Source organism: Clostridium sp. OM05-5BH (assembly GCF_003481505.1).
Lineage (GTDB): Bacteria > Bacillota > Clostridia > Lachnospirales > Lachnospiraceae > Otoolea > Otoolea fessa.
The window spans coordinates 1-21,188 of sequence record NZ_QULJ01000013.1 but is presented as its reverse complement, the minus strand read 5'-3'; the positions used below and the strand labels follow the sequence as shown (position 1 = coordinate 21,188).

Below are 21,188 nucleotides of genomic sequence, written 5' to 3'. Positions count from 1 at the left end.
CTCTGTATACATAGGAAGATAAGTTAGAGGTGTGACATGGTAAATGAAACAATACTGGCGGTTATCATCGCATTTGTGGTCAGCGCAGTGCTGTGCCCGATCGTGATACCGTTTCTCCACAGGTTGAAATTTGGACAGCAGGTGCGCGATGACGGGCCGCAGACGCATCTGAAAAAGCAGGGAACCCCGACGATGGGCGGTCTGGTAATTCTTTCCAGCATCATCATTACGTCTCTGCTCTATATCCAGGATTATCCGAAGATCATTCCGGTGCTGTTTATGACCGTTGGATTCGGCGTGGTTGGATTTCTGGACGATTACATCAAGATCGTGATGAAACGTTCGGAGGGCTTAAATCCGATCCAGAAGCTGATCGGACAGTTTGTGATCACAGGTATTTTTGCCTATTATATTGTAACCTCACCGGACATCGGAACAGGGATGCTGATTCCATTTACCGGCAAGTATTTACAGCTTCCGGTCTGGCTGTTTGTACCGGCACTGTTCTTCATCATTCTGGGAACTGACAATGGCGTGAACTTCACAGATGGTCTGGACGGTCTGTGCACCAGTGTGACGATTCTGGTAGCAACGTTCTTTACGATCGTGGCGATCGGGGAGAACAGCGGCATTAGCCCGATTACCGGCGCAGTAGTTGGAAGTCTTCTGGGCTTTCTTCTGTTCAATGTCTATCCGGCGCGTGTGTTTATGGGCGATACCGGTTCACTGGCACTTGGTGGTTTTGTTGCTTCCAGTGCCTTTATGATGCAGATGCCGATCTTTATCGCGATCGTGGGTCTGATTTATCTGGTGGAAGTATTATCTGTTATTATTCAGGTAACCTATTTTAAGAAGACGGGCGGAAAGCGTTTTTTCAAGATGGCGCCGATCCATCACCATTTCGAGCTCTGCGGATGGTCTGAGACCAGAGTCGTAGGCGTATTTTCGATTATTACGGCAATCCTTTGCCTTATAGCATACTTAGGATTATAGGAGGAAGATTATGAGTCAGAAAGTATTAGTAGCAGGAACAGGTATCAGCGGTATTGCAGCTGCAAAGCTCCTTCTCTCAAAAGGCGGGGAGGTAGTGCTTTACGATGGCAATGAAAAACTGGATCCAGAGGAGCTGAAAAAGAAATTTGACGAAGGCGCGACGATCACGTTCGTCCTCGGAGAGCTGAAAAAGACGGATTTGTTAGGCGTGGAGCTGGCAATTTTAAGCCCGGGCATCCCGACCGATGCACCGTTTGTAGAGATGATTCGTGAAACCGGTATTCCGATCTGGGGCGAGATGCAGCTTGCATATCACTGTGCCAAAGGACGTATGGCAGCCATTACCGGCACGAACGGAAAGACAACGACGACTTCCCTGACCGGTGAGATCATGAAGTCATTCTATGACAGCGTATTTGTAGTTGGAAATATCGGTGAGCCGTTTGCATTCCATGCATTGGAGACAACGGATGAGACCGTAACCGTCGCAGAGGTATCGAGCTTCATGCTGGAGACCATGACTGATTTCCACCCGAATGTAAGCGCTATTTTAAATATTACCCCGGATCATCTGGATCGTCATAAGACGATGGAATGCTACATCGAGACGAAAGAGAGCATTACCAAGAACCAGAAAGAGGGCGATGTCTGTGTCCTGAACTATGAGGATCCGGTACTGCGTGAATTTGGTGAGACTTTAAAAGACATCAAGGTGGTATATTTTTCCAGTCTGCGCACCCTGAAACAAGGTTTCTATCTGAAAGAGGATGAGATTGTATACAACGACGGCGAGAAAGAGACCGTGATTGTCAATATCCACGATCTGAAGCTACTTGGCCGTCATAACCATGAAAATGTTATGGCAGCGATTGCTATCAGTATGAACATGGGCGTTCCGCTGGAGAAGATCCAGAAGGTGATCAAGGAATTTAAGGCAGTTGAACACCGCATTGAGTTCGTAACCGAGCGTTTTGGTGTCAAATACTACAACGATTCCAAGGGAACCAACCCGGACGCAGCGATGCAGGCGATCAAGGCGATGCCGGGACCGACCTTATTAATCGCAGGCGGATATGATAAGCATTCCGAGTTTGACGAGTGGATCGAGAGCTTTGGCGGAAAGGTACGCTATCTGGTGCTGATCGGCCAGACCCGCGACAAGATTGCCGAGTGTGCAAAACGCCACGGCTTCAATGATATCATGTACGCGGAAGATCTGCAGGAGGCTGTACAGGTATGTGCATCCTACGCAAATCCGGGCGATAACGTCCTGCTTTCACCGGCATGTGCAAGCTGGGGGCAGTTCAAGAACTTTGAAGAGCGCGGACGCAAATTCAAAGAGTTTGTGAGAAATTTGTAATACCAAGGTTCAAAGGTCGGAAATCCGACGCAAGATTGCTTGCAGGAGGAATTGTGACTTTTGAGAATTGCGGAGTGCAAAGCACGCAGCAATTCGGTATTGGAAGAATAAAGGTTACTGGGCACGTATGCGTGAACAGTAACGAATAAAGGCTTAATGTATTTAAGGGGGCTGTCGCAGCCGGCATTTGTCTGCGGCAGCCCTGATTTGAAGGAAAACTGTCGTTTACAGGCAGAATTTCGAAACTGTAACAACAAAAAGCAGGGGAGTGGAAGTATGCCGGAACCGGGAAAAATTAAAAAGAAAAAACCACATCGGTTTTATGATTACAGTCTGCTGTTTACCATCATTTTCCTGACGGTATTCGGACTGATCATGATTTACAGCGCGAGCTCCTATAAGGCGCAGCTTGATTACGGCAATCCGGGATATTTTATGCTTCGTCAGGCGGGCATCGCGGGTGTCAGCTTTGTTGCGATGTATATCGTCTCCAAGATAGATTATCACTGGTTTGCGCGGTTTGCGATGCTGGGATATATCGCTTCATACGTGACGCTGCTTCTGACGCGTTTTACACCTCTGGGCGTGGCATCGCATGGTAAGAAGCGCTGGCTGCGCCTGGGACCGCTCCAGTTCCAGCCGACCGAGATTGTCAAGATTTCCCTGATTCTGCTTCTGGCGGTTCTGATTGCCAATCTGGGCGTGCGGATCAACCAGCTGCGGGCAGTCGGATTTATCGTGGCGCTGTCGGCGCCGCTGGCACTTTTGGTTACGGCGAACAACTTAAGTTCTGGTATCATCATCTGCGGCATCGTGTTTGTGATGCTGTTTGTGGCGTGCAAGATCAAATGGCCGTTTTTCCTCTGCATCGGAGGCGGCGTCGGACTTCTGGCGGTCGCCCCCTATATAGGGCATCTGCTGGTAAAGCTCCATATCCTGAAGGATTATCAGCTGGGACGAATCAATGTCTGGGTCAACCCGGTGCAGTATGCACGTTCCGGCGGTTATCAGGTGCTCCAGGGTCTGTACGCGATCGGTTCCGGCGGTCTGTTTGGAAAGGGACTGGGCGAGAGTCTCCAGAAGCTCGGTTTCGTGCCGGAGGCGCAGAATGATATGATTTTTTCGATTATCTGTGAGGAATTAGGTCTGTTTGGCGCGATTTCGGTCATTCTGATTTTCATGTTTATGATTTACCGCTTCATGGTAATTGCTGGAAATGCACCGGATTTGATGGGTGCGATGATCGTGATCGGCGTGATGGCACACATCGCGATTCAGGTTATCTTAAATATCGCGGTTGTTACGAATACGATCCCGAACACGGGTGTTACGCTGCCGTTTATCAGTTACGGAGGTACGTCCGTCATGTTTCTGATGCTGGAGATGGGGATGGTGTTAAGCGTCTCGAACCAGATTAAGCTGGAGCAGTAGGAATATTTGGCGGAGTTACATATTTACTTCGGGAAATGTAGAAAATGAGAACCATTTTCTCTCGTTGGCATATAATAATACATAGATGCCGGTGGGAGGGGATTGTTTGGCTTTCATCGAGATTCACGGACCGTGCCGGATTCAGGGCGGACTCACGGTGCAGGGGTCGAAAAATGCAGTTTTGCCGATAATGGCGGCGTCGGTGTTAAACCGCGGAATTACCGTGCTTGAAAATGTCCCCAGAATACAGGATGTGTTCTGTATGATGGGGATTCTTGATTCTCTGGGATGCCGGTGTGCGTTGCACGGAAACCGTCTGGAAATTGATACTTCGAAGATGAATGGCTGGCGGATCGAGCAGAAAGCGATGGGGAAAATGCGCTCGTCCATTATGCTTTTGGGAGCGCTTCTGGGACGCTTTTGCGAGGCGGGTGTCTACAGCCCCGGCGGATGTATGATCGGAAAACGTCCAATCGACTGGCATTTGCGGGCACTCCGTGCGCTGGGCGCGGAAATACAGGAACCGGAGCCGGACGGCTTCCTGCATGCACAGACAACGGGACTTCGCGGGGCAGAGATTATTTTTCCGTTTCCGAGTGTCGGCGCGGTGGAAAATGCCCTGTTTGCCGCTGTGGCAGCGGTGGGGCGGACGGTTCTGCGGGGATGCGCGCGGGAACCGGAGATTGGACAGCTGTGCCATTTCCTAAATGGTATGGGGGCATCGATCCGGGGGATTGGGACGGATGCGCTGATCATAGAAGGCGGATTGCCGCTCCATGACAGCCGGTTTGTGATCGGCGGCGACCGGATCGTAGCCGGGACCTATCTTCTTGCTGCTGCGTCCTGCAGCGGTGAGGTGATCGTGGACGGCGTGCAGACACAGGAGCTGCGTGCATTGACCGGGGTGCTGGAGCATATGGGCGTTTCGCTTTATCAGGAACCGGAACTTATATATGTACACAGCGGACAGCGCCTGCGGGCGGTATCGGTGAAAACCGGACCGTATCCGGCGTTTCCGACCGATCTGCAGCCGTTTTTGATGGCGGCGCTGTCACGGGCAGATGGAACCAGTATGCTGCGGGAGACGGTATTTGAAAACCGGTTTGGCACAGCGGCGGAGCTTCAAAAAATGGGGGCGAACATCGAATGCAGCGGGAACATTGCTCGGATTGACGGAGTGGAAACCTTGCGGGGAGCTTTGGTGCGTGCCCGTGATCTGCGGGGCGGTGCAGCCCTGACGGTGGCAGCCCTGGGGGCGGACGGATGGACCAGAGTATCAGAATGTGAACATATTGAGCGGGGATATGAAGATATTTGCCGGGACTTGCGGGCATTAGGAGCAGAGATCCGGCGCCGGGAGGATGATGGAGATAGAGAAGATACAGATTGAAAAAAAGACAGAGGAAAAGGTATGGCGCCGCCGTGGAAAAAAACATATCTGGATCACGGCGGCAGCACTTCTTGTGGCAGCCGCGTTTTTTGTCGGTCTGTCGCTGCTTCAGATCAATACAATCCATGTCAGTGGAAACCGGCAATATACGGCAGAGCAGATAGAGGCGTCTATTTTCGATTCGCGGCTGAGCCGGAATCCGGTGTTCTGCTATCTGCAGTACCGCTTCCGGCCGCACAAGTCAATTCCGTTCGTGCAGGATTACAAGCTGGTGTTCCGCAGCCCGTCGGACGTGGAGGTGATCGTCTACGAGAAGAGTGTGGTTGGTTACGTTTCCTACATGAACAGCCGGATGTATTTTGACAAGGACGGCATCATTGTGGAGAGCACAAGCGAGACATTGCCGGGTGTGCCGAAGATTGCCGGACTTTCCTTTGGACATATCGTGCTGCATCAGCCGCTGCCGGTCGAGGATATCAGCGTTTTCAACGAGATTCTGAACCTGACGCAGGTGCTGTCGGTCAACGAGGTTGCGGTGGACGAGATCCGTTTTAATAAGGAAAAGGAAGCGACGCTTCAAATCAGGAGCTTGAAGGTTGAGCTGGGAAGCAACAGTGAGATGAACGGGAAACTTTCGGAGCTGACGGATATTCTGCGGGATTATCCGGATCTGTCCGGAACCCTCTATCTGGACAGCTACGATGAATCGAATGCAAATCCGATGTACCGGTTTGATAAAAACTAGGAAGAATCGGCAAAATCCGTTACTGGCACGTATGCGTGAACAGTAACATTGTGACTGGTTTATTGAAAATTTATAAAAGAAACGATTGATTTTTTGCTGAAAATCAAATATAGTATTAGGTAGGCTAGATTTAAAAGACCCTAATTTTAGTATAAAAATGATAAAACCGGAATAGATGGGAAAATGAAGGAGGAAGTATCTTGTTAGAGATAAAGATAAATGAAGCAGAGAACTCTGCCAGAATTATAGTAGTAGGTGTCGGCGGAGCCGGTAACAACGCTGTCAACCGTATGATCGATGAAGATATTGCCGGTGTAGAATTTATCGGTATCAATACAGATAAGCAGGCACTGCAGTTCTGCAAGGCGTCCACAGCTATGCAGATTGGTGAGAAGCTGACCAAGGGACTTGGTGCAGGCGCAAAGCCGGAGATCGGTGAGAAAGCAGCTGAGGAAAGCCAGGAAGAATTGGCACAGGCTCTCAAGGGTGCAGATATGGTATTCGTTACCGCAGGTATGGGCGGCGGTACCGGTACAGGTGCAGCTCCGGTTATTGCACGTATCGCAAAAGATATGGGCATTCTGACGGTCGGCGTTGTCACAAAGCCGTTCCGTTTCGAGGCAAAGACCCGTATGAGCAACGCGCTCAATGGTATCGAAAAACTGAAAGCAGCTGTCGATACTCTGATCGTTATCCCGAATGATAAACTTCTTGAGATCGTAGACCGCCGTACCACGATGCCGGATGCACTGAAGAAAGCAGATGAGGTTCTTCAGCAGGCAGTACAGGGTATTACCGACCTGATCAATGTTCCGGGTCTTATCAATCTTGACTTTGCAGATGTTCAGACCGTTATGGTGGACAAGGGTATCGCTCATATCGGTATCGGTCATGCGAAGGGTGATGACAAAGCACTTGAGGCTGTTAAGCAGGCTGTATCCAGCCCGCTGCTTGAGACAACCATCGAGGGTGCAAGCCACGTTATCATCAATATTTCCGGCGATATCAGCCTGATCGAGGCAAATGACGCAGCCAGCTATGTACAGGAGCTTGCAGGCGACGATGCCAATATCATCTTCGGTGCGATGTACGATGAGAATGCACAGGATGAGGCGACGATCACTGTTATTGCGACTGGACTGGATTCCCACGGTGTGAACACACCGGTCGCAAAAGCGATGACTGAGTTCAAGACTCCGTTCAAGGCAAAGACGACTGGCAATACATACGCTCAGCCGGCAGCACAGACTGCAGCGGCAGCGCAGCCGACCTACAAGGCACCGACCTTCCGTGCACCATCTGCAGCAGCACCGGCACAGCCAGTCGCTCCGAAGGAAGCACCGCAGTCGGCACCGGCACAGCCGTTCCGCCCGATGCGCCAGGAAACACAGATCAATATTCCGGATTTTCTGAGAAATAAGAAATAATATAAGAGTGAGAGATGAACTGCTCTTGCTTTAGCAAAAATACAAAATATATACAGAAGCAGTTGTTTTTGGAAGAGACACGCATTAGAAGTGAAAATTTCTGATGCGTGTTTTTTTGTGTAATAGGAAATTCCTTGGAATCCCCTATTACACAAAAAGGCACATTCTTTTTTATCGTCGATTCAGACCTTCGACTTATGTCGAATCTATTCAAATTTTACGTTTTTCCCCCGATTTTTGGCGATCAAAACAGGCGTTTTGCGCCCTCGGTTTGACAAATTTTGCGGAATTTTTTTCTTATAATATCCCGTGTCGGACAGAAAGGTGGGAAGAGACAGTGACTTATCGTGTGTATGCGGATGTCATCCTGCTGCAAAATCTGGCAGCGGATTTCCTGCTTCTGTCGGTGGTGAAGAATTGCCTGCGTCTGCCGGAACGCCGGTATGGGCGGTTGGCAGGGAGTCTTCTGGGAGCCGTGTATGCGTTAGGAATGGTGTTAGCTCCGATTCCGCTGGGATATGCCGGGCGGATGCTCCTAAGCGCCACGATGAGCGTGCTGATGGCATGGACGGCATTTTCCATCCATAGGAAGTCGGAGGCGGCAGAAGCTGCGATCGGGCTTTACATAGCATCTATGCTGGCGGCTGGCTGCATGGAACTGGTTCAGCCGCTTGGAATACGGGTGAATCTTCTGTTCTGGCTGTTTACCGCGGGGGGGAGTTTTCTGATTCCATCTGCGGTGTGGCGGTTTGGTATGCAGCGGTGTATGAAGCTGGAACACCAGTACGCGGTAACGCTTTTTAACAAAGGCAGGGAGCGGCATGTGCAGGCGATTCTCGACACAGGCAACCATCTGACGATGCCGCTTTCGGGGCGTCCGGTGCAGGTGCTGGATGCGTGTGCGGCAGAGAAATTTTTTTCCTGGGAGGACGGTGTCCAATACATCCCATTTCGGAGTGTCGGAAAGGGCGGCGGCGTGATTCCGGCATATCAGGCGGAGCGGATGGAAGTGTCCGGTCAGGGCGGTATGCGGGTGATTGAGAAGCCGTGGATTGCCATTTCACAGGAGGCGCTGTCGCAGAAGGGCGAGTACCAGATGCTGCTCAATGAAAAATATTGGTTGTGAAGAAAACCATGCAGACAATCGAACCATAGCGAACAACATAAGGGGGAAAGCGTATGTTTATAAAAGTTTCAGTTCCAGATCAGTTTCGTTTAAAAATGATGCCGTCGTTCCGGTCATTTCTGATGCACCGGGACGGGGAAGTTCATTATATCGGGGGAACCGATATCCTTCCGGCACCGTTTGACAGTGTGCGGGAGGCGGAGGTTTTAAGAAAATTTGGAACCAGTGAGGATAAAGAGGCGCGTTCGGCGCTGATCGAACACAACCTGCGCCTGGTGGTCTACATAGCAAGAAAGTTTGACAACACCAGCGTGGGCGTGGAAGATCTGATTTCGATCGGGACGATCGGTCTCATCAAGGCGATCAACACGTTTGACGTGGATAAAAATATTAAGCTGGCGACCTATGCATCCCGTTGTATTGAAAATGAGATTCTGATGTATCTCCGGAGAAATAATAAGACGAAGCTCGAGGTTTCGATCGATGAGCCGTTGAATGTGGACTGGGATGGAAATGAATTGCTTCTGTCGGATATTTTGGGAACGGATGAGGATATTATTTACCGGGATCTGGAGGATGAGACAGAGCGGAAACTGTTGAATGCGGCGATCGACCGCCTGAATCCGCGGGAACAGAAAATCGTGAAGCTGCGCTTTGGTCTGGGGAGAGAGCAGGAAGATGAAATGACCCAGAAGGAGGTTGCCGACCTTCTGGGTATCTCGCAGTCATACATATCGAGGCTGGAAAAGAAGATTATGAAACGCCTCAAGAAAGAAATTTCGCAGCAATGCGGTCTATACACCAGCCGATAAGTGCTGGAAGAAACAGACCGATCAGGATGTAAAACGGACCCATTTCATAGCGGAAGGAGACCGGGAAGTTGGAAAGCGTTTCCGGTATTTCCTTCAAAATGAAGCGGGCATAGGCAAAATCGATCAGCTTGAACAGCGTGAAATGAATCGCCATAATGTCAAAGGAATGGCGTCCTAAAAAGGCAAGGACCTTTGCCAGCGGTCTGATGCGCTCGGACAGGTCGGAGAGCGAAAGGACGAAGTAAATTCCAATGATGGAGATCGGATAAAATAAGACGCCCGGAATGTGCATGCTTGCCAGATCGATGAAAATGTGAAGCTTTGTGTTCGTCAGGTGCAGAAGCAGGGCGCTTATCAGGCAGCCGTACCAGACCGTATAGTGGCGGAAATTGGAGAAAAACTGCTGCATCAGCCAGGCGATGAGATAGACCGGAACAACGAGCAGCGCCGCCTGCAGATTGTAAGGGAGCGGGCAGCTTCTCATATTTAAGAAGACACCGGCAAGACCAATCAGGATGCATGCAAATGCACATACAGGAAGCTTGACATTATCTTTCCGGGTAAAGCGGGCAGCCGCGCGTCCAAACCAGACGCATCCGGCAAAGAGTCCGGAGGACACCAGCCAGACCGGCAGAAACCAGAGGGCACCCTGAACCTGTTCCGGGGAGTTGAAGGTAAGACTGCTCATCCATGCCGTAAGCATTCTGGTATGGTTGTAAAGTTCCTGTCCCGCATAGAGCCTGTGCGTTACAAAAAAGTTGTGGAGCAGGACAAAAAACAGCGTGTAGAACATATACCTGGGCCATGCACCAGCGAGACGGGAGCCGAAGTAGCGAAACGGCGTATCCCCGTATTTCGTTTCATTATAAAAATAGCCCGTGATAAAGAAGAACAGCGCCAGGTGGAATAGATAGACGAACGCACCGGCGAAATATCCGGTATGCCCCAGCACGATCGCAATAATGCCCCATCCCTTTACGATATCCCAGTAGAGGGAACGGGCTTTTTTTTGTGTGTTCATGAATGGATCTCCTTGTGGTTGAATTCTATTTTCTATAAATAATATTGATCGTAAAATCCCTGAAAATATATTTTACTATGGAACGGCAGAAAAGGCAAGAAATTGGAATGAGTGAAAACGGTTCTCATTTGTCCGGGTATAAATGAGCTTTGAATTGTCCATTCTAATGTATAGGTGACAAAACAAAAATCAAAACGATTCAACCGCTTGCGTTGATCGTCCATCATACGGAGGGAATGGAAATGCCGGTCTATAAAGTGGAAATCTGCGGGGTCAATACATCCAAGCTGCCTCTTTTAAGTAATGAGGAGAAAGAAGAACTGTTTCGCCGGATTCTAAAGGGTGATCGGGAGGCAAGAGAACAGTATATCAAGGGGAATCTGCGGCTGGTGCTCAGTGTAATACAGCGCTTTTCGGGCAGCCGGGAAAATGTGGACGATCTGTTCCAGATTGGCTGTATCGGCCTCATCAAGGCGATTGATAATTTTGATATTACCCAGAATGTCCGTTTTTCGACGTATGCGGTTCCGATGATTCTGGGGGAGGTGAAACGGTATTTGAGGGATAACAATTCAATCCGGGTCAGCCGGTCGCTCCGCGATACGGCATACAAAGCGATCTATACCCGTGAAAATCTGCTGAAAAAGCAGTCAAAGGAGCCGACACTCTGCGAGATTGCCAAAGAATTGGGAGTCAGCAAAGAGGAGATTGCGTATGCGCTCGATGCTATCCAGAGCCCGGTCAGCCTGTACGAACCGGTCTATACGGACGGCGGCGATCCGCTCTACGTGATGGATCAGCTCAGTGACAAGAAAAATTCAGAGGAACATTGGGTCGAGGATCTGTCGCTGGGGGAGGCGATGCAGCGCCTGCCGGACCGGGAACGCCGCATTATTGATATGCGCTTTTTTGAGGGAAAGACCCAGACAGAGGTTGCCGAAGAAATCCATATTTCGCAGGCGCAGGTGTCACGGCTGGAGAAGAGTGCGTTAAAAAGCATGAAGCATTATTTGAGCTGAATGTTGATAGGGATTGTGTTATAGAGATTGTGTGAGATTCTTCTGATTGATTGTTTGGCGGCTCTGTGTTAAAATATAGAGGATATAGTCTGCAAAAAGAATCTGAAAATCAAGCAGATGACTGTTATCTGAACTGGGGTTGAGCGGAATATGCCATCTGATATAGTGATAAAGGCAGCTTGGCGATGCGGCGTTCAGGCAGTCATGGACAGCAGACAGAGTAGAAAAGACAGGCGCAGGCGGATTGAGCCTCGCGCATGATAAAATGTACTCTCGGAGTCTTTTCTGCACTCGCTTTTGTGGCTGATTTTCCGCCAGCCGTACCCGAATTTCATCAACGTACGCACCGCGTACGCCCCAGAAATTTGGGCACAGCTGACAAAAAATCATCTCACAAAATCAAGCACAGAAAGATTCCGAGAGTACATTAAAAAGAGCCGGAGGAATTCAAATGGAGAAATTACGTGAGCTGATGAAAGAACATCAGGATAAAGCAGATAAAAAAGTTATGGGAGAGGTTCTGGAGCTGCTTCAGAGAGAGCCGGGACTGTTTGTTGTGACTGTCCATGCGACGAAAAACTTCTTCCTGGGTGCAGAGAACGGCAAGGCGGCTGCTTTCCTTTACACCAGCCGCGAGTATGCAGATGAGTTCGTGAAAGGGCTGGAGATGGTCGGTGTAGAGACGAAGGTACTGGAGATCCGCCCATTACAGCGTATTTCCTTTTTCAACGACCTCTACCGCAGCGGTTTTGAGGCAGTTGTGATCGACAAGGGACAGGAAAATCATATGTCCATGTCGCTGTTCAGCATCATCGAGAAACCAAAGGATACATCCGAGATCGTGATGAACCCGTCCCTGGTCCGTTCTGCAAATCAGTTCTATCAGGCACTGGTACAGCACCAGGCATTCCCGCAGATGCAGGATCTGATGTGCAAAGAGCTTTACGGTGCGCGTCTGCTGGTTCCGGTTGCTGACCCGCAGAAGACGACGGCAGTGCCGGTTCTGACCACCGGAAAGGGTGTACGCTATTACCCGGCATTTACGGATTTAGTAGAATTTGGCAAATTTGACCGTAAACATCAGTTTGGAGCAATGGAAGTCCGCTTCCGCGATCTGAAAAAATATCTGGATTACGTGAATGGAATCGTGGTAAATCCGTTTGGATTTGCACTCCGTCTGGACGGCGAGAAGCTGGATCGGATTGAGAAAGAGAATATGAAGCTGAAGGTTGTAAAATAAATGCTGCTGTGACCGTGACCGGTAATGAATAGATGTCAGCATAATAAACTGTGATAAAAAGGCTGTCTCCCATCAGAATGTATCATATAGATGCATCTGCCGAGAGACAGCCTTTTTGATTATTCGGTTCTCCTGTTTTTTTCATATAAATGTAGTAATCCCTTCATCAACAGCGCCCCATCATACGTGATCGTATGCGAACAGAGCGGCAGGACAATCTTGGAGATGCCGCCGGTGGCGATGATGGAAGTTTTCTCTCCGAGTTCTGCCTCGATGCGATCCAGCATACCGTCGATCATCGCGGCATTGCCAAATATGACGCCGCTTCTCATGCAGTCTATGGTATTTTTGCCAATGACATGGCGCGGCGTATCGAGGCTGATGCGCGGCAGCTGGGCAGTGCTGGCGCTCATGCTGTCGAGGGAAACGCGAAGTCCCGGCAGGATCGCGCCGCCGACATAGCGTCCGTTTTTGTCGATGACAGACATGGTCGTAGCGGTTCCCATTTCGATGATGATGATTGGCGGTTCATGCTCTGCAAGGGCACCGACTGCGTTTACGATCATATCGCTGCCGACGGATTTCGGGTTGTCCATCAGGATGTTTAAGCCGGTTTTCATGCCGGAACCGACCAGCATTGCGTTTAGTCCCGTTATTTTACGGATGGCGGCAAGAATCGTCCGGTTAAGCGGCGGAACGACCGAGGAGACGATCGCACCATCAAGCTGATCTGGGGCGATATGGTAAATTTCAAGAATACTTTTCAGCGCCACGGCATATTCCAGATTCGGTTTTCCGATGGTGGTCGTGATGCGTTCTACAAAATACGTTTTTTTTGCGTCGATCACGCCGATAATAATGTTGGTGTTTCCAACGTCGATAGCTAGAATCATAAAATAACTCCTTTATATCTCCTGCATCTCTACAATAATTAACATCTCTTATAAAATGTTGATTGTATAGTTATCGCAACGGTTTCATATGTTCAACTGTTACTATTTATTATATATCCACGTTAATAGTATGATTATATGTTTTTTAAAGAAAAGGATCAAGAAGAAGATGAAAAATGTTTTTAAGATCTGTTACCGATCGCGCGTGAGTGAACCGTAACTTGGACTTGCGTATTCGTTTAAAATAATATAGAATAAATACGTTTAGACAAAGTTAAAGAATGGTAGTAAGTTTGGAGGAAGATTTTTTTGGAAAATATAGCGGAGCAGATCAAAAAACGGCGTACATTCGCCATTATTTCCCACCCGGATGCTGGTAAGACAACCCTGACGGAGAAGTTTCTTCTCTACGGAGGCGCGATCAACCTGGCTGGTACGGTCAAGGGAAGAAAAGCGGCCAAGCACGCGGTTTCTGACTGGATGGAGATAGAGAAGGAGAGAGGTATTTCGGTTACCTCTTCCGTATTACAGTTTAATTATGAGGGATTTTGCATCAATATCCTGGATACACCGGGACATCAGGATTTCTCGGAGGATACCTACCGTACTCTGATGGCAGCCGATTCGGCGGTCATGGTCATCGATGGTTCTAAGGGTGTCGAGGCGCAGACGATCAAGCTTTTCAAGGTTTGCGTTATGCGCCACATCCCGATTTTTACCTTTATCAACAAGATGGACCGCGAGGCGCGCGATCCGTTTGAGTTGATGGATGAGATCGAGAGCGTGCTCGGCATCCGTACCTGCCCGGTCAACTGGCCGATCGGCTGCGGTAAGAATTTTAAGGGCGTGTATGACCGTGCCACAAAGAAGATCACAACCTTCACAGCAGCAATGGGCGGACAGAAGGAGGTCGCATCTCAGGAGTTCTCGTTAGAGGGCGATGAGGTTAACTCCATCATCGGTCCAGACTACCATCGGCAGCTGATGGATGATATCGAGCTTCTGGACGGCGCATGCGATGAGCTGGATATGGAGCGTGTCAGCCGCGGAAATTTATCCCCGGTATTCTTTGGTTCGGCGCTGACAAACTTTGGTGTAGAGACATTCCTGGAGCATTTCCTGAAAATGACAACCTCGCCGCTGCCGAGAAATACGACAACCGGCATGGTGGATCCGTTCTCTCCGAATTTCAGCGCGTTTGTCTTCAAGATTCAGGCAAATATGAACAAGGCGCACCGCGACCGTATCGCATTTATGCGTATCTGTTCCGGCAAATTTGAGGCAGGCATGGAAGTAACGCATGTGCAGGGCGGACGCAAGATCCGTCTCTCCCAGCCACAGCAGATGATGGCGCAGGATCGAAAGATCGTCGAGGAGGCATATGCGGGCGATATCATCGGTGTATTCGATCCGGGTATTTTCTCGATCGGTGATACACTCTGTACAGGTGAAAAGGTAGAATTTGAAGGCATTCCTACGTTCGCACCGGAACATTTTGCACGCGTGCGCCAGATGGACACGATGAAGCGCAAGCAGTTCATCAAGGGCATCAGCCAGATCGCCCAGGAAGGTGCGATCCAGATCTTCCAGGAGTTCAACACAGGTATGGAAGAGATCATCGTCGGCGTAGTCGGCGTCCTCCAGTTCGAGGTACTGACCTACCGTCTGGAAAATGAGTACAATGTAGAAGTCAAGCTGGAAAAGCTTCCATACGAGTACATCCGCTGGGTAGAAAACGCTGACGAAATCGACGTTGCCAAGATTCAGGGAACTTCGGATATGAAGCGGATCAAAGACCTCAAAGACAATCCGCTGCTTCTGTTTGTCAACAGCTGGAGTGTGGGAATGGTGGAAGAGCGGAATCCGAAGCTTAAGTTAAGCGAGTTTGGGCGTAACTAAAGCCATGTAGCGGAAAGCACCGTTTCAGCGAATGGAAAATTTATTTTTCAGGCGCTGAAAGGGGGATTTCTGCTATACGGCGCAGCCGGACAGTGGTGCGAAACCGCAGGTTTTGCACCACTGGGCATGGTAAAACAAGAGAGAGTCCCTATCGCACCACTGGGCATGGTGAAACAAGAGAGAGTCCCCATCGTCCCATCTGGGCATGGCGAGACCATAAAAAAAGAAAAGGAGACATTTCATATGAGCAGAGTAGATGTAGTACGTGCAGCCATGGTAGAAGCCATGAAAGCAAAAGACAAAGCAAGAAAAGATTCCTTATCCATGCTGTTATCCGCACTGAAAAATGCGGAGATCGACAAGCGTTCTCCGCTGACTGAGGAAGAGGCGGACGCAGTTGTAAAGAAAGAGATCAAGCAGACGAAGGAGACTCTGGAACTGGCTCCGGCAGATCGTGCGGATATCCGCGAGGAGGCACAGGCACGTCTGGCAGTTTATCAGGAATTTGCACCGGAGGATCTGACCGAAGAGCAGATCGCAGAGGTGATCAAAAGTGTTCTGGCAGAGCTTGGCATTGAAAATCCGGCACCGTCTGACAAGGGCAAAATCATGAAAACCTTGATGCCGAAGGTAAAGGGCAAGGCAGACGGAAAGGTAGTGAACCAGGTACTGGCTGGAATTCTGTCCAAATAATAACCGAAGGAAAAGAACGAGGCGGAAGATTTATGTATAAAAAGAAAATAGAGCAGTATATCGAGGCGCACAAGCAGGAGATGTTAGATGACATCTGCACGCTGTGCAGCATCAACAGCGAGCGTTCGGCATACCAGGAGGGCGATCCGTTCGGAGAAGGTCCGAGCCGGGCACTGGCACAGGCACTAAAAATGGCGGAAGAGTATGGATTTTCCATCAACAATTACGATAATTATGTAGGAACCGCCGATTTAAACGACGGTGAACACCAGCTGGATATTCTGGCACACCTGGATGTTGTCCCGGCAGGCGAGGGCTGGACTGTGACACAGCCGTTTGAACCGATTGTAAAAGACGGCAAACTGTACGGACGCGGCACGGCGGATGACAAGGGACCGGCGGTAGCAGCCCTGTATGCGATGCGCGCGGTCAAAGAACTGGGAATCCCGGTGACAAAAAATGTCCGCCTGATTCTGGGAACAGATGAGGAGTGCGGCAGCAGCGATATTGAACATTATTATAAAGTGGAGAAGGAAGCGCCGATGACATTTTCCCCGGATGCTTCGTTCCCGGTTATCAATATCGAAAAAGGACGATTCCCGGGGCATGTGACAGCTTCTTTTGAGGTATCGACGGAGAAAGCGCGGATCCTGTCCATCGAGGCTGGCATCAAGATCAATGTCGTTCCGGGCAAGGCGCATGCGACAATTACAGGACTGACCGAGGAAGAGGTACGTCCGATGGCAGAGGGCGTGACGAAGGAGACCGGCGTACAGTTTGAGCTTCAGGCAGAGGAAGATGCCATCGTAATCACCGCAGTCGGTGAGGGCGCACACGCCTCGACACCGGAGGAGGGCAAAAATGCGCTGGCATCTCTGCTTCTGCTTCTGGATCGCCTGCCATTTGCATCCTGCGGACAGACGAAGCTGATTCACAGCCTGACTGAGTGCTTCCCGTGGAATGATACCGAGGGCAAGGCGCTTGGCGTGGCGATGCAGGCAGAAGGATCCGGAGCGCTGTCTCTGGCATTCACGATGCTTACGATGACGGAGACACGGATGGAAGCGTACTTTGACGGACGTTTCCCGATCGGCGGCAATGATGACAACCTGTTGAAACCGGTGGAGGCAAAACTTGCGTCCCACGGCATGAAGTTAGAGTCCCCGCAGCTGCGAGAGCCGCATTTTGTAGACGGCAATTCCGAGTTTATCAGAACACTTCTGAATGCTTATGAGCTTTATACCGGCAACAAGGGCGAGTGCAACTACACCGGCGGCGGCACATATGTGCATGACCTGAAAAACGGCGTTGCATTTGGCGCGTCGATGCCGGGCGTGGACAACCGGATGCACGGGGCAGATGAATTTGCCTATGTGAGTGATCTGGTGGCAAGTGCGAAGATTTTTGCACAGGTGATTGCGGATTTGTGTAAGTAACAGAAAATTTCGTTTTTTCCGCCGTAAGAATTAAAGAAACCTTAATTGATTCGCCGCAGGTTCTATGTTAGACTGAAATCCACAACCGAGAGGTACTGTGCATGTTTGAAGACGGCTGCAGGAACTCCGGCGAGAGGGAAAGGAGAGAACGATTATGAAAAAATCATTCCATACAGTTAAAAAGGCAGGGATTCTGACGGCGGCAGCGGTTCTGGGAACAGCGGCACTGGCGGGATGCGGCAGTAAGGCAGATACAACAGAGAGTGCAGCGGCAAGCGAGGAAGCAACCGAAGCGGCCGGAGAGGCAGAAGCATCGGATGCACAGCTTGTCATCGCAGGCGGAGACAGCGCCGGATTGATCGCGGCGGTTCAGGCGGCAGCCGAGGGCATGGATCCGTCGAAGATCCTGATTCTGGCACCGGGCGAAGAGCTGGCGGCAGATATGGCGGAGATGGCGCCGTATGTCAATGCAGCCGATACAGATGAGCAGTTCCAGGCGAATCTTACGGATGATTTTGAGATTTATCTGTCGGATATTATGACGGCAGGAAATAATACGAACAATTCGGATATGGCGGCAGATGTATCGGAGAACAGCGAAGAGGCGAAAGACTGGCTTGCCGACACACTGGGAATGGAGTACGGCGATCTGACACAGGAGGCAGGTTCCACGGTAGCCCGCAGTTTCCCGGCAAAAGAGGGAAATCTGAACGAGCTTGCACAGGAAGCGCTGCTTAAAAAAGTCGAAGAGCTGAAGATTCCGGTTGAATATAAGGCAGAATTAAAGAGCGTCGCTTACAATGAAGAAGGCGCGCTTGACCGCATCACTGTGACGGTGGACGGCAAGGATCAGGAGATTGACTGCCTGGCACTGGTAGCGACCGATGTCTCCCTGATTCCGGTTTTTGAGGAATCTCAGGTATATGAGGCAGATGGAAAGGCAGCTGCCTTGGTTGTCAGCAACAATGCGGAACAGCTAAACAAAGATAGCGGCGAGCTGCTCAATGGTCTTTATGCAGCAGGTCCGATCCTGTCAGCGGCAGTAGACGGTGAAGGTGTGCTCTCCGGCAATGAGCTGACCGAGGCGGTTGTGTTTGGTTCGACTGCAGGAACAGAAGCAGCGGTTTATGTTTCGGATAACCAGTAAAAGCTAAAATGATTCACATATAATGCCATTTCTAAAAAATCAGATGATGCAGACGAAATAAAATAGAAACCTTTAAGAAGAAGGTTCAAGCAAGAAGCGGGTAAAAGCGAAAAAACTTTTACCCGCTTTTGGTATTTTACAGAAAACAGCACGGAACTGATTTGCAAAAATAAAATTGTTTTTATTATGGAGATAATACCTAAAAAGTAAGTCAGAACTAACTCTGTATCACTGAATTATTATAACTTATTCGCGATTCGATATATTTGTTTATAATAATCCGGCTTTTTGATACTATGTAGTCAAACCTCATGAGGAACACGAGAAATAAAAAACCATTACATAAGGGGGTATCACATGGTGGAGAAAACTAAAAATGGGGCGGAGAAAAAAGAAACTCCGTTGTACGTGAAAATATTCATTGCATTGTTTGCAGGTATCGCGTTTGGTTACGTCTTAAATTTTATGGGCGGCGTGGAGAATGAGATCATTAACGGATATGTCCTTCCGTTCTTCCAGTTCATTGGAGATTTGTTTATCAAGTTGATCAAGATGATTGTCGTTCCGCTGGTGTTCTTCTGTATCATCGACGCGGCGCTCTCACTGGGTGATATCAAGAAACTTCGAAGCATCGGCGTTAAAACCATCATCTGGTTTTTAGCAACTGGCGGTATTTCAGCAACCATCGGTCTGATACTTGCCAATATTATCAAACCGGGACACGGCTTGCAGCTGGGAACGGCAGAGACAGCAATGGAGGTGAAAGAACTTCCGGGTATCTACCAGACACTGCTTGACTTAATCCCATCCAACCCATTCCAGGCACTGACAAGTGGCGAGATGATGCAGATTATCGTCTTCTCCCTGTTTCTTGGATTTGCCATCATCAGCATCGGCAAGGAAGCGCAGCCGTTATGTGACATCATCAGCCTTTGCTCACGGACGATGTTTAAGGTTATCGATATGATTCTTGGAATCATCCCTTACGGCGTATTCAGTTTGATGACTGTAGCACTTGCAAAATATGGCGTTGCCATCTTCGGACCGGTTCTGAAATTCATCTTAACTGACTATCTTGCCTGCATCACCATGAGTATTGTTGGATACAGCATTTTCCTTAGCGTGATTGGAAAGGTAAATCCGATGAAATTCTGGCGCAAAGCGTTTGAACCTTGGATGATCGCATTCAGTACCTGTACCTCTTCCGCAGCACTTCCGGTATCGATGGAAGTAGCACCGAAGAAGATGGGCGTTCCGAGAGATATTGCGAGTTTCGTACTTCCACTTGGATGTACCGCTCAGATGAACGGAACATGTGCATACTTTGGTATCGTTGTTCTCTTTGCCGCACAGCTGTACGGCGTAGAGTTAAGTATTCAGCAGCAGATTATGCTGGTTGTACAGGCAACCTTCTTAAGCGTTGGCTGTGCAGCAACTCCGCAGATTGGTCTGGTTATCAGTTTAACCCTGATGACCCAGATGGGACTTCCGCTGGATGCATACGCACTGGTAGCTGGAATCTATCGAATCATCGACCAGATTCACACATCTACTAACTCTGTAGGCGACCTGGTAGCATCTGTCTGCATTTCTCAGATGGAAGGCGAACTGGATCACGAGATTTTCAATCAGGAAGAAGCCAAAAAGGCAGCTTGAGTTTTAGAAAGAGACATCCCGGATTCGTATGAAATGTGAAATATATCTGGGCAGTAGTTATGTATGGAACCCGGAAAGCGGGGAAACGACAAATTTGTGCAGAACGTGAATCAAAGATGGAATATGGAACACCCGGTTCTGAAAAGTCCACGTTTTCCGGATAAAAAGGAAAAAAACAGAAATAATTCCCACTTGCAAAGGTGCAAAAATTTAAGGGAACCAGACAAAACAAGAAAAGGAGATTAAAACTATGAGTGATAACAGAATTATCGAATGTATGGAACGTGCACAGTATCTTCTTGGCAACCTGATGGCTGTAAAACCGGGCGAGGAAGTTTTAATCGTAGTAGACCCGCAGACCGATGAGAGAATGACCCAGGCGATGGCAGCAGCCGCTTTAAACTGTGGCGCTGAGTACGGCGTATACATGATGCCGATTCGTGGAAAAGACAAAGCAACCATCTTCCCGAAATCCCTGGAACTTGGCATGGATGCCTGCGATGTATTTGTCGGCATGACTACTGCATCCGGTGCAGCGATTTACAATAACCACTTAAAAGAGCTCATCAACCAGAAGAAACTCCGTGAGGTTTCCATCTGCTTAAGAAGCATCGATAACTTCACAAGAGGCGGCGCACTGGCAGATTATGAAGCAGTTTATGCAGACGGCGAGAAGCTGCAGGCAATCTGGAGAGGTCATAAGATGGCTCACATCACCACACCGGCAGGTACAGACCTTTACATGGAAATGAACCAGATGGAGCCGATCATCGAGTGTGGTATCGCAAGAAATCCGGGCGATGCAATGGCTTGGTCCGATGGCGAAGTTTCCTTAGGACCGGTTATTGATACAACCCACGGCAAACTGGTGATTGATGGACCTATCTGCTACTATGGATG

General features: G+C 49.4%; 17 protein-coding genes and 1 pseudogene. 16 read left to right on the top strand and 2 right to left on the bottom strand.

What is annotated here, in order from left to right; translation table 11 throughout:
• Positions 1–36 precede the first annotated feature (36 nt).
• The 8 genes from mraY to sigE all read left to right on the top strand — a co-directional run bounded on the left by mraY (position 37) and on the right by sigE (position 9,284).
• Complete coding sequence (mraY, locus tag DXB70_RS12805; RefSeq protein ID WP_118673437.1) at positions 37–993, top strand: phospho-N-acetylmuramoyl-pentapeptide-transferase; 957 nt, start codon at positions 37–39, stop codon at positions 991–993.
• Positions 994–1,003: 10 nt separating this feature from the next.
• The gene (gene murD / locus DXB70_RS12800) at positions 1,004–2,353 is read left to right on the top strand and encodes a UDP-N-acetylmuramoyl-L-alanine--D-glutamate ligase (RefSeq protein ID WP_118673436.1); all 1,350 of its coding nucleotides are present in this window, start codon (positions 1,004–1,006) and stop codon (positions 2,351–2,353) included.
• Positions 2,354–2,629: 276 nt separating this feature from the next.
• On the top strand, positions 2,630–3,784 hold the full coding sequence (locus DXB70_RS12795) for a putative peptidoglycan glycosyltransferase FtsW (protein ID WP_022360217.1): 1,155 nt from the start codon (positions 2,630–2,632) through the stop codon (positions 3,782–3,784).
• 106 nt (positions 3,785–3,890) lie between these two features.
• The gene (gene murA / locus DXB70_RS12790; RefSeq protein WP_118570575.1) at positions 3,891–5,174 is read left to right on the top strand and encodes a UDP-N-acetylglucosamine 1-carboxyvinyltransferase; all 1,284 of its coding nucleotides are present in this window, start codon (positions 3,891–3,893) and stop codon (positions 5,172–5,174) included.
• Positions 5,146–5,919: a cell division protein FtsQ gene (locus tag DXB70_RS12785; protein WP_233430135.1), complete on the top strand. Its 774-nt coding sequence runs from the start codon at positions 5,146–5,148 to the stop codon at positions 5,917–5,919. The genes murA and DXB70_RS12785 overlap by 29 nt, the downstream gene beginning before the upstream one ends.
• A gap of 200 nt (positions 5,920–6,119) precedes the next feature.
• Positions 6,120–7,346 carry a cell division protein FtsZ gene (ftsZ, locus tag DXB70_RS12780; protein WP_022360220.1) on the top strand — a complete coding sequence of 409 codons (1,227 nt, stop codon included), beginning with the start codon at positions 6,120–6,122 and terminating at the stop codon, positions 7,344–7,346.
• Between the two features lie 337 nt (positions 7,347–7,683).
• Positions 7,684–8,472, top strand: coding sequence for a sigma-E processing peptidase SpoIIGA (locus DXB70_RS12775; RefSeq protein ID WP_182435361.1), 789 nt, complete (start codon positions 7,684–7,686; stop codon positions 8,470–8,472).
• 53 nt (positions 8,473–8,525) lie between these two features.
• The gene (gene sigE / locus DXB70_RS12770) at positions 8,526–9,284 is read left to right on the top strand and encodes an RNA polymerase sporulation sigma factor SigE (protein WP_118673434.1); all 759 of its coding nucleotides are present in this window, start codon (positions 8,526–8,528) and stop codon (positions 9,282–9,284) included.
• On the opposite strand, the gene DXB70_RS12765 is transcribed toward sigE, so the two are convergent.
• Positions 9,238–10,305 (bottom strand): acyltransferase family protein, encoded by a 1,068-nt coding sequence (locus tag DXB70_RS12765; RefSeq protein ID WP_118628886.1) that lies wholly within the window; start codon positions 10,303–10,305, stop codon positions 9,238–9,240. The two genes, sigE and DXB70_RS12765, sit on opposite strands and share 47 nt — an antisense overlap.
• 242 nt (positions 10,306–10,547) lie before the next feature.
• Here DXB70_RS12765 and sigG point away from each other — a divergent pair, with 242 nt between their 5' ends.
• Positions 10,548–11,324, top strand: a complete 777-nt coding sequence (gene sigG / locus DXB70_RS12760; RefSeq protein WP_106999731.1) for an RNA polymerase sporulation sigma factor SigG — start codon at positions 10,548–10,550, stop codon at positions 11,322–11,324.
• A gap of 451 nt (positions 11,325–11,775) precedes the next feature.
• Entirely contained in the window at positions 11,776–12,564 is a 789-nt protein-coding gene (locus DXB70_RS12750) for an SseB family protein (protein ID WP_022360225.1), read from the top strand.
• Between the two features lie 119 nt (positions 12,565–12,683).
• Here the strand turns inward: DXB70_RS12750 and DXB70_RS12745 are convergent, their stop codons facing one another.
• Positions 12,684–13,457, bottom strand: a complete 774-nt coding sequence (locus tag DXB70_RS12745) for a type III pantothenate kinase (protein WP_118570578.1) — start codon at positions 13,455–13,457, stop codon at positions 12,684–12,686.
• Positions 13,458–13,766: 309 nt separating this feature from the next.
• Between DXB70_RS12745 and DXB70_RS12740 the strand changes: the two genes are divergently transcribed.
• From DXB70_RS12740 to DXB70_RS12715, 6 genes and pseudogenes are all read left to right on the top strand, one after another.
• Positions 13,767–15,356 carry a peptide chain release factor 3 gene (locus tag DXB70_RS12740; RefSeq protein WP_106999734.1) on the top strand — a complete coding sequence of 530 codons (1,590 nt, stop codon included), beginning with the start codon at positions 13,767–13,769 and terminating at the stop codon, positions 15,354–15,356.
• Positions 15,357–15,599: 243 nt separating this feature from the next.
• Positions 15,600–16,049 (top strand): GatB/YqeY domain-containing protein, encoded by a 450-nt coding sequence (locus DXB70_RS12735; RefSeq protein ID WP_022360228.1) that lies wholly within the window; start codon positions 15,600–15,602, stop codon positions 16,047–16,049.
• Positions 16,050–16,081: 32 nt separating this feature from the next.
• Positions 16,082–17,485 carry a dipeptidase PepV gene (gene pepV / locus DXB70_RS12730; protein WP_118673433.1) on the top strand — a complete coding sequence of 468 codons (1,404 nt, stop codon included), beginning with the start codon at positions 16,082–16,084 and terminating at the stop codon, positions 17,483–17,485.
• Between the two features lie 154 nt (positions 17,486–17,639).
• Positions 17,640–18,632 carry an FAD-binding protein gene (locus tag DXB70_RS12725; protein ID WP_118673432.1) on the top strand — a complete coding sequence of 331 codons (993 nt, stop codon included), beginning with the start codon at positions 17,640–17,642 and terminating at the stop codon, positions 18,630–18,632.
• Between the two features lie 357 nt (positions 18,633–18,989).
• On the top strand, positions 18,990–20,288 hold the full coding sequence (locus DXB70_RS12720; protein ID WP_118637465.1) for a dicarboxylate/amino acid:cation symporter: 1,299 nt from the start codon (positions 18,990–18,992) through the stop codon (positions 20,286–20,288).
• A gap of 250 nt (positions 20,289–20,538) precedes the next feature.
• Positions 20,539–21,188: pseudogene (locus DXB70_RS12715) on the top strand (leucyl aminopeptidase); the annotation flags it as partial.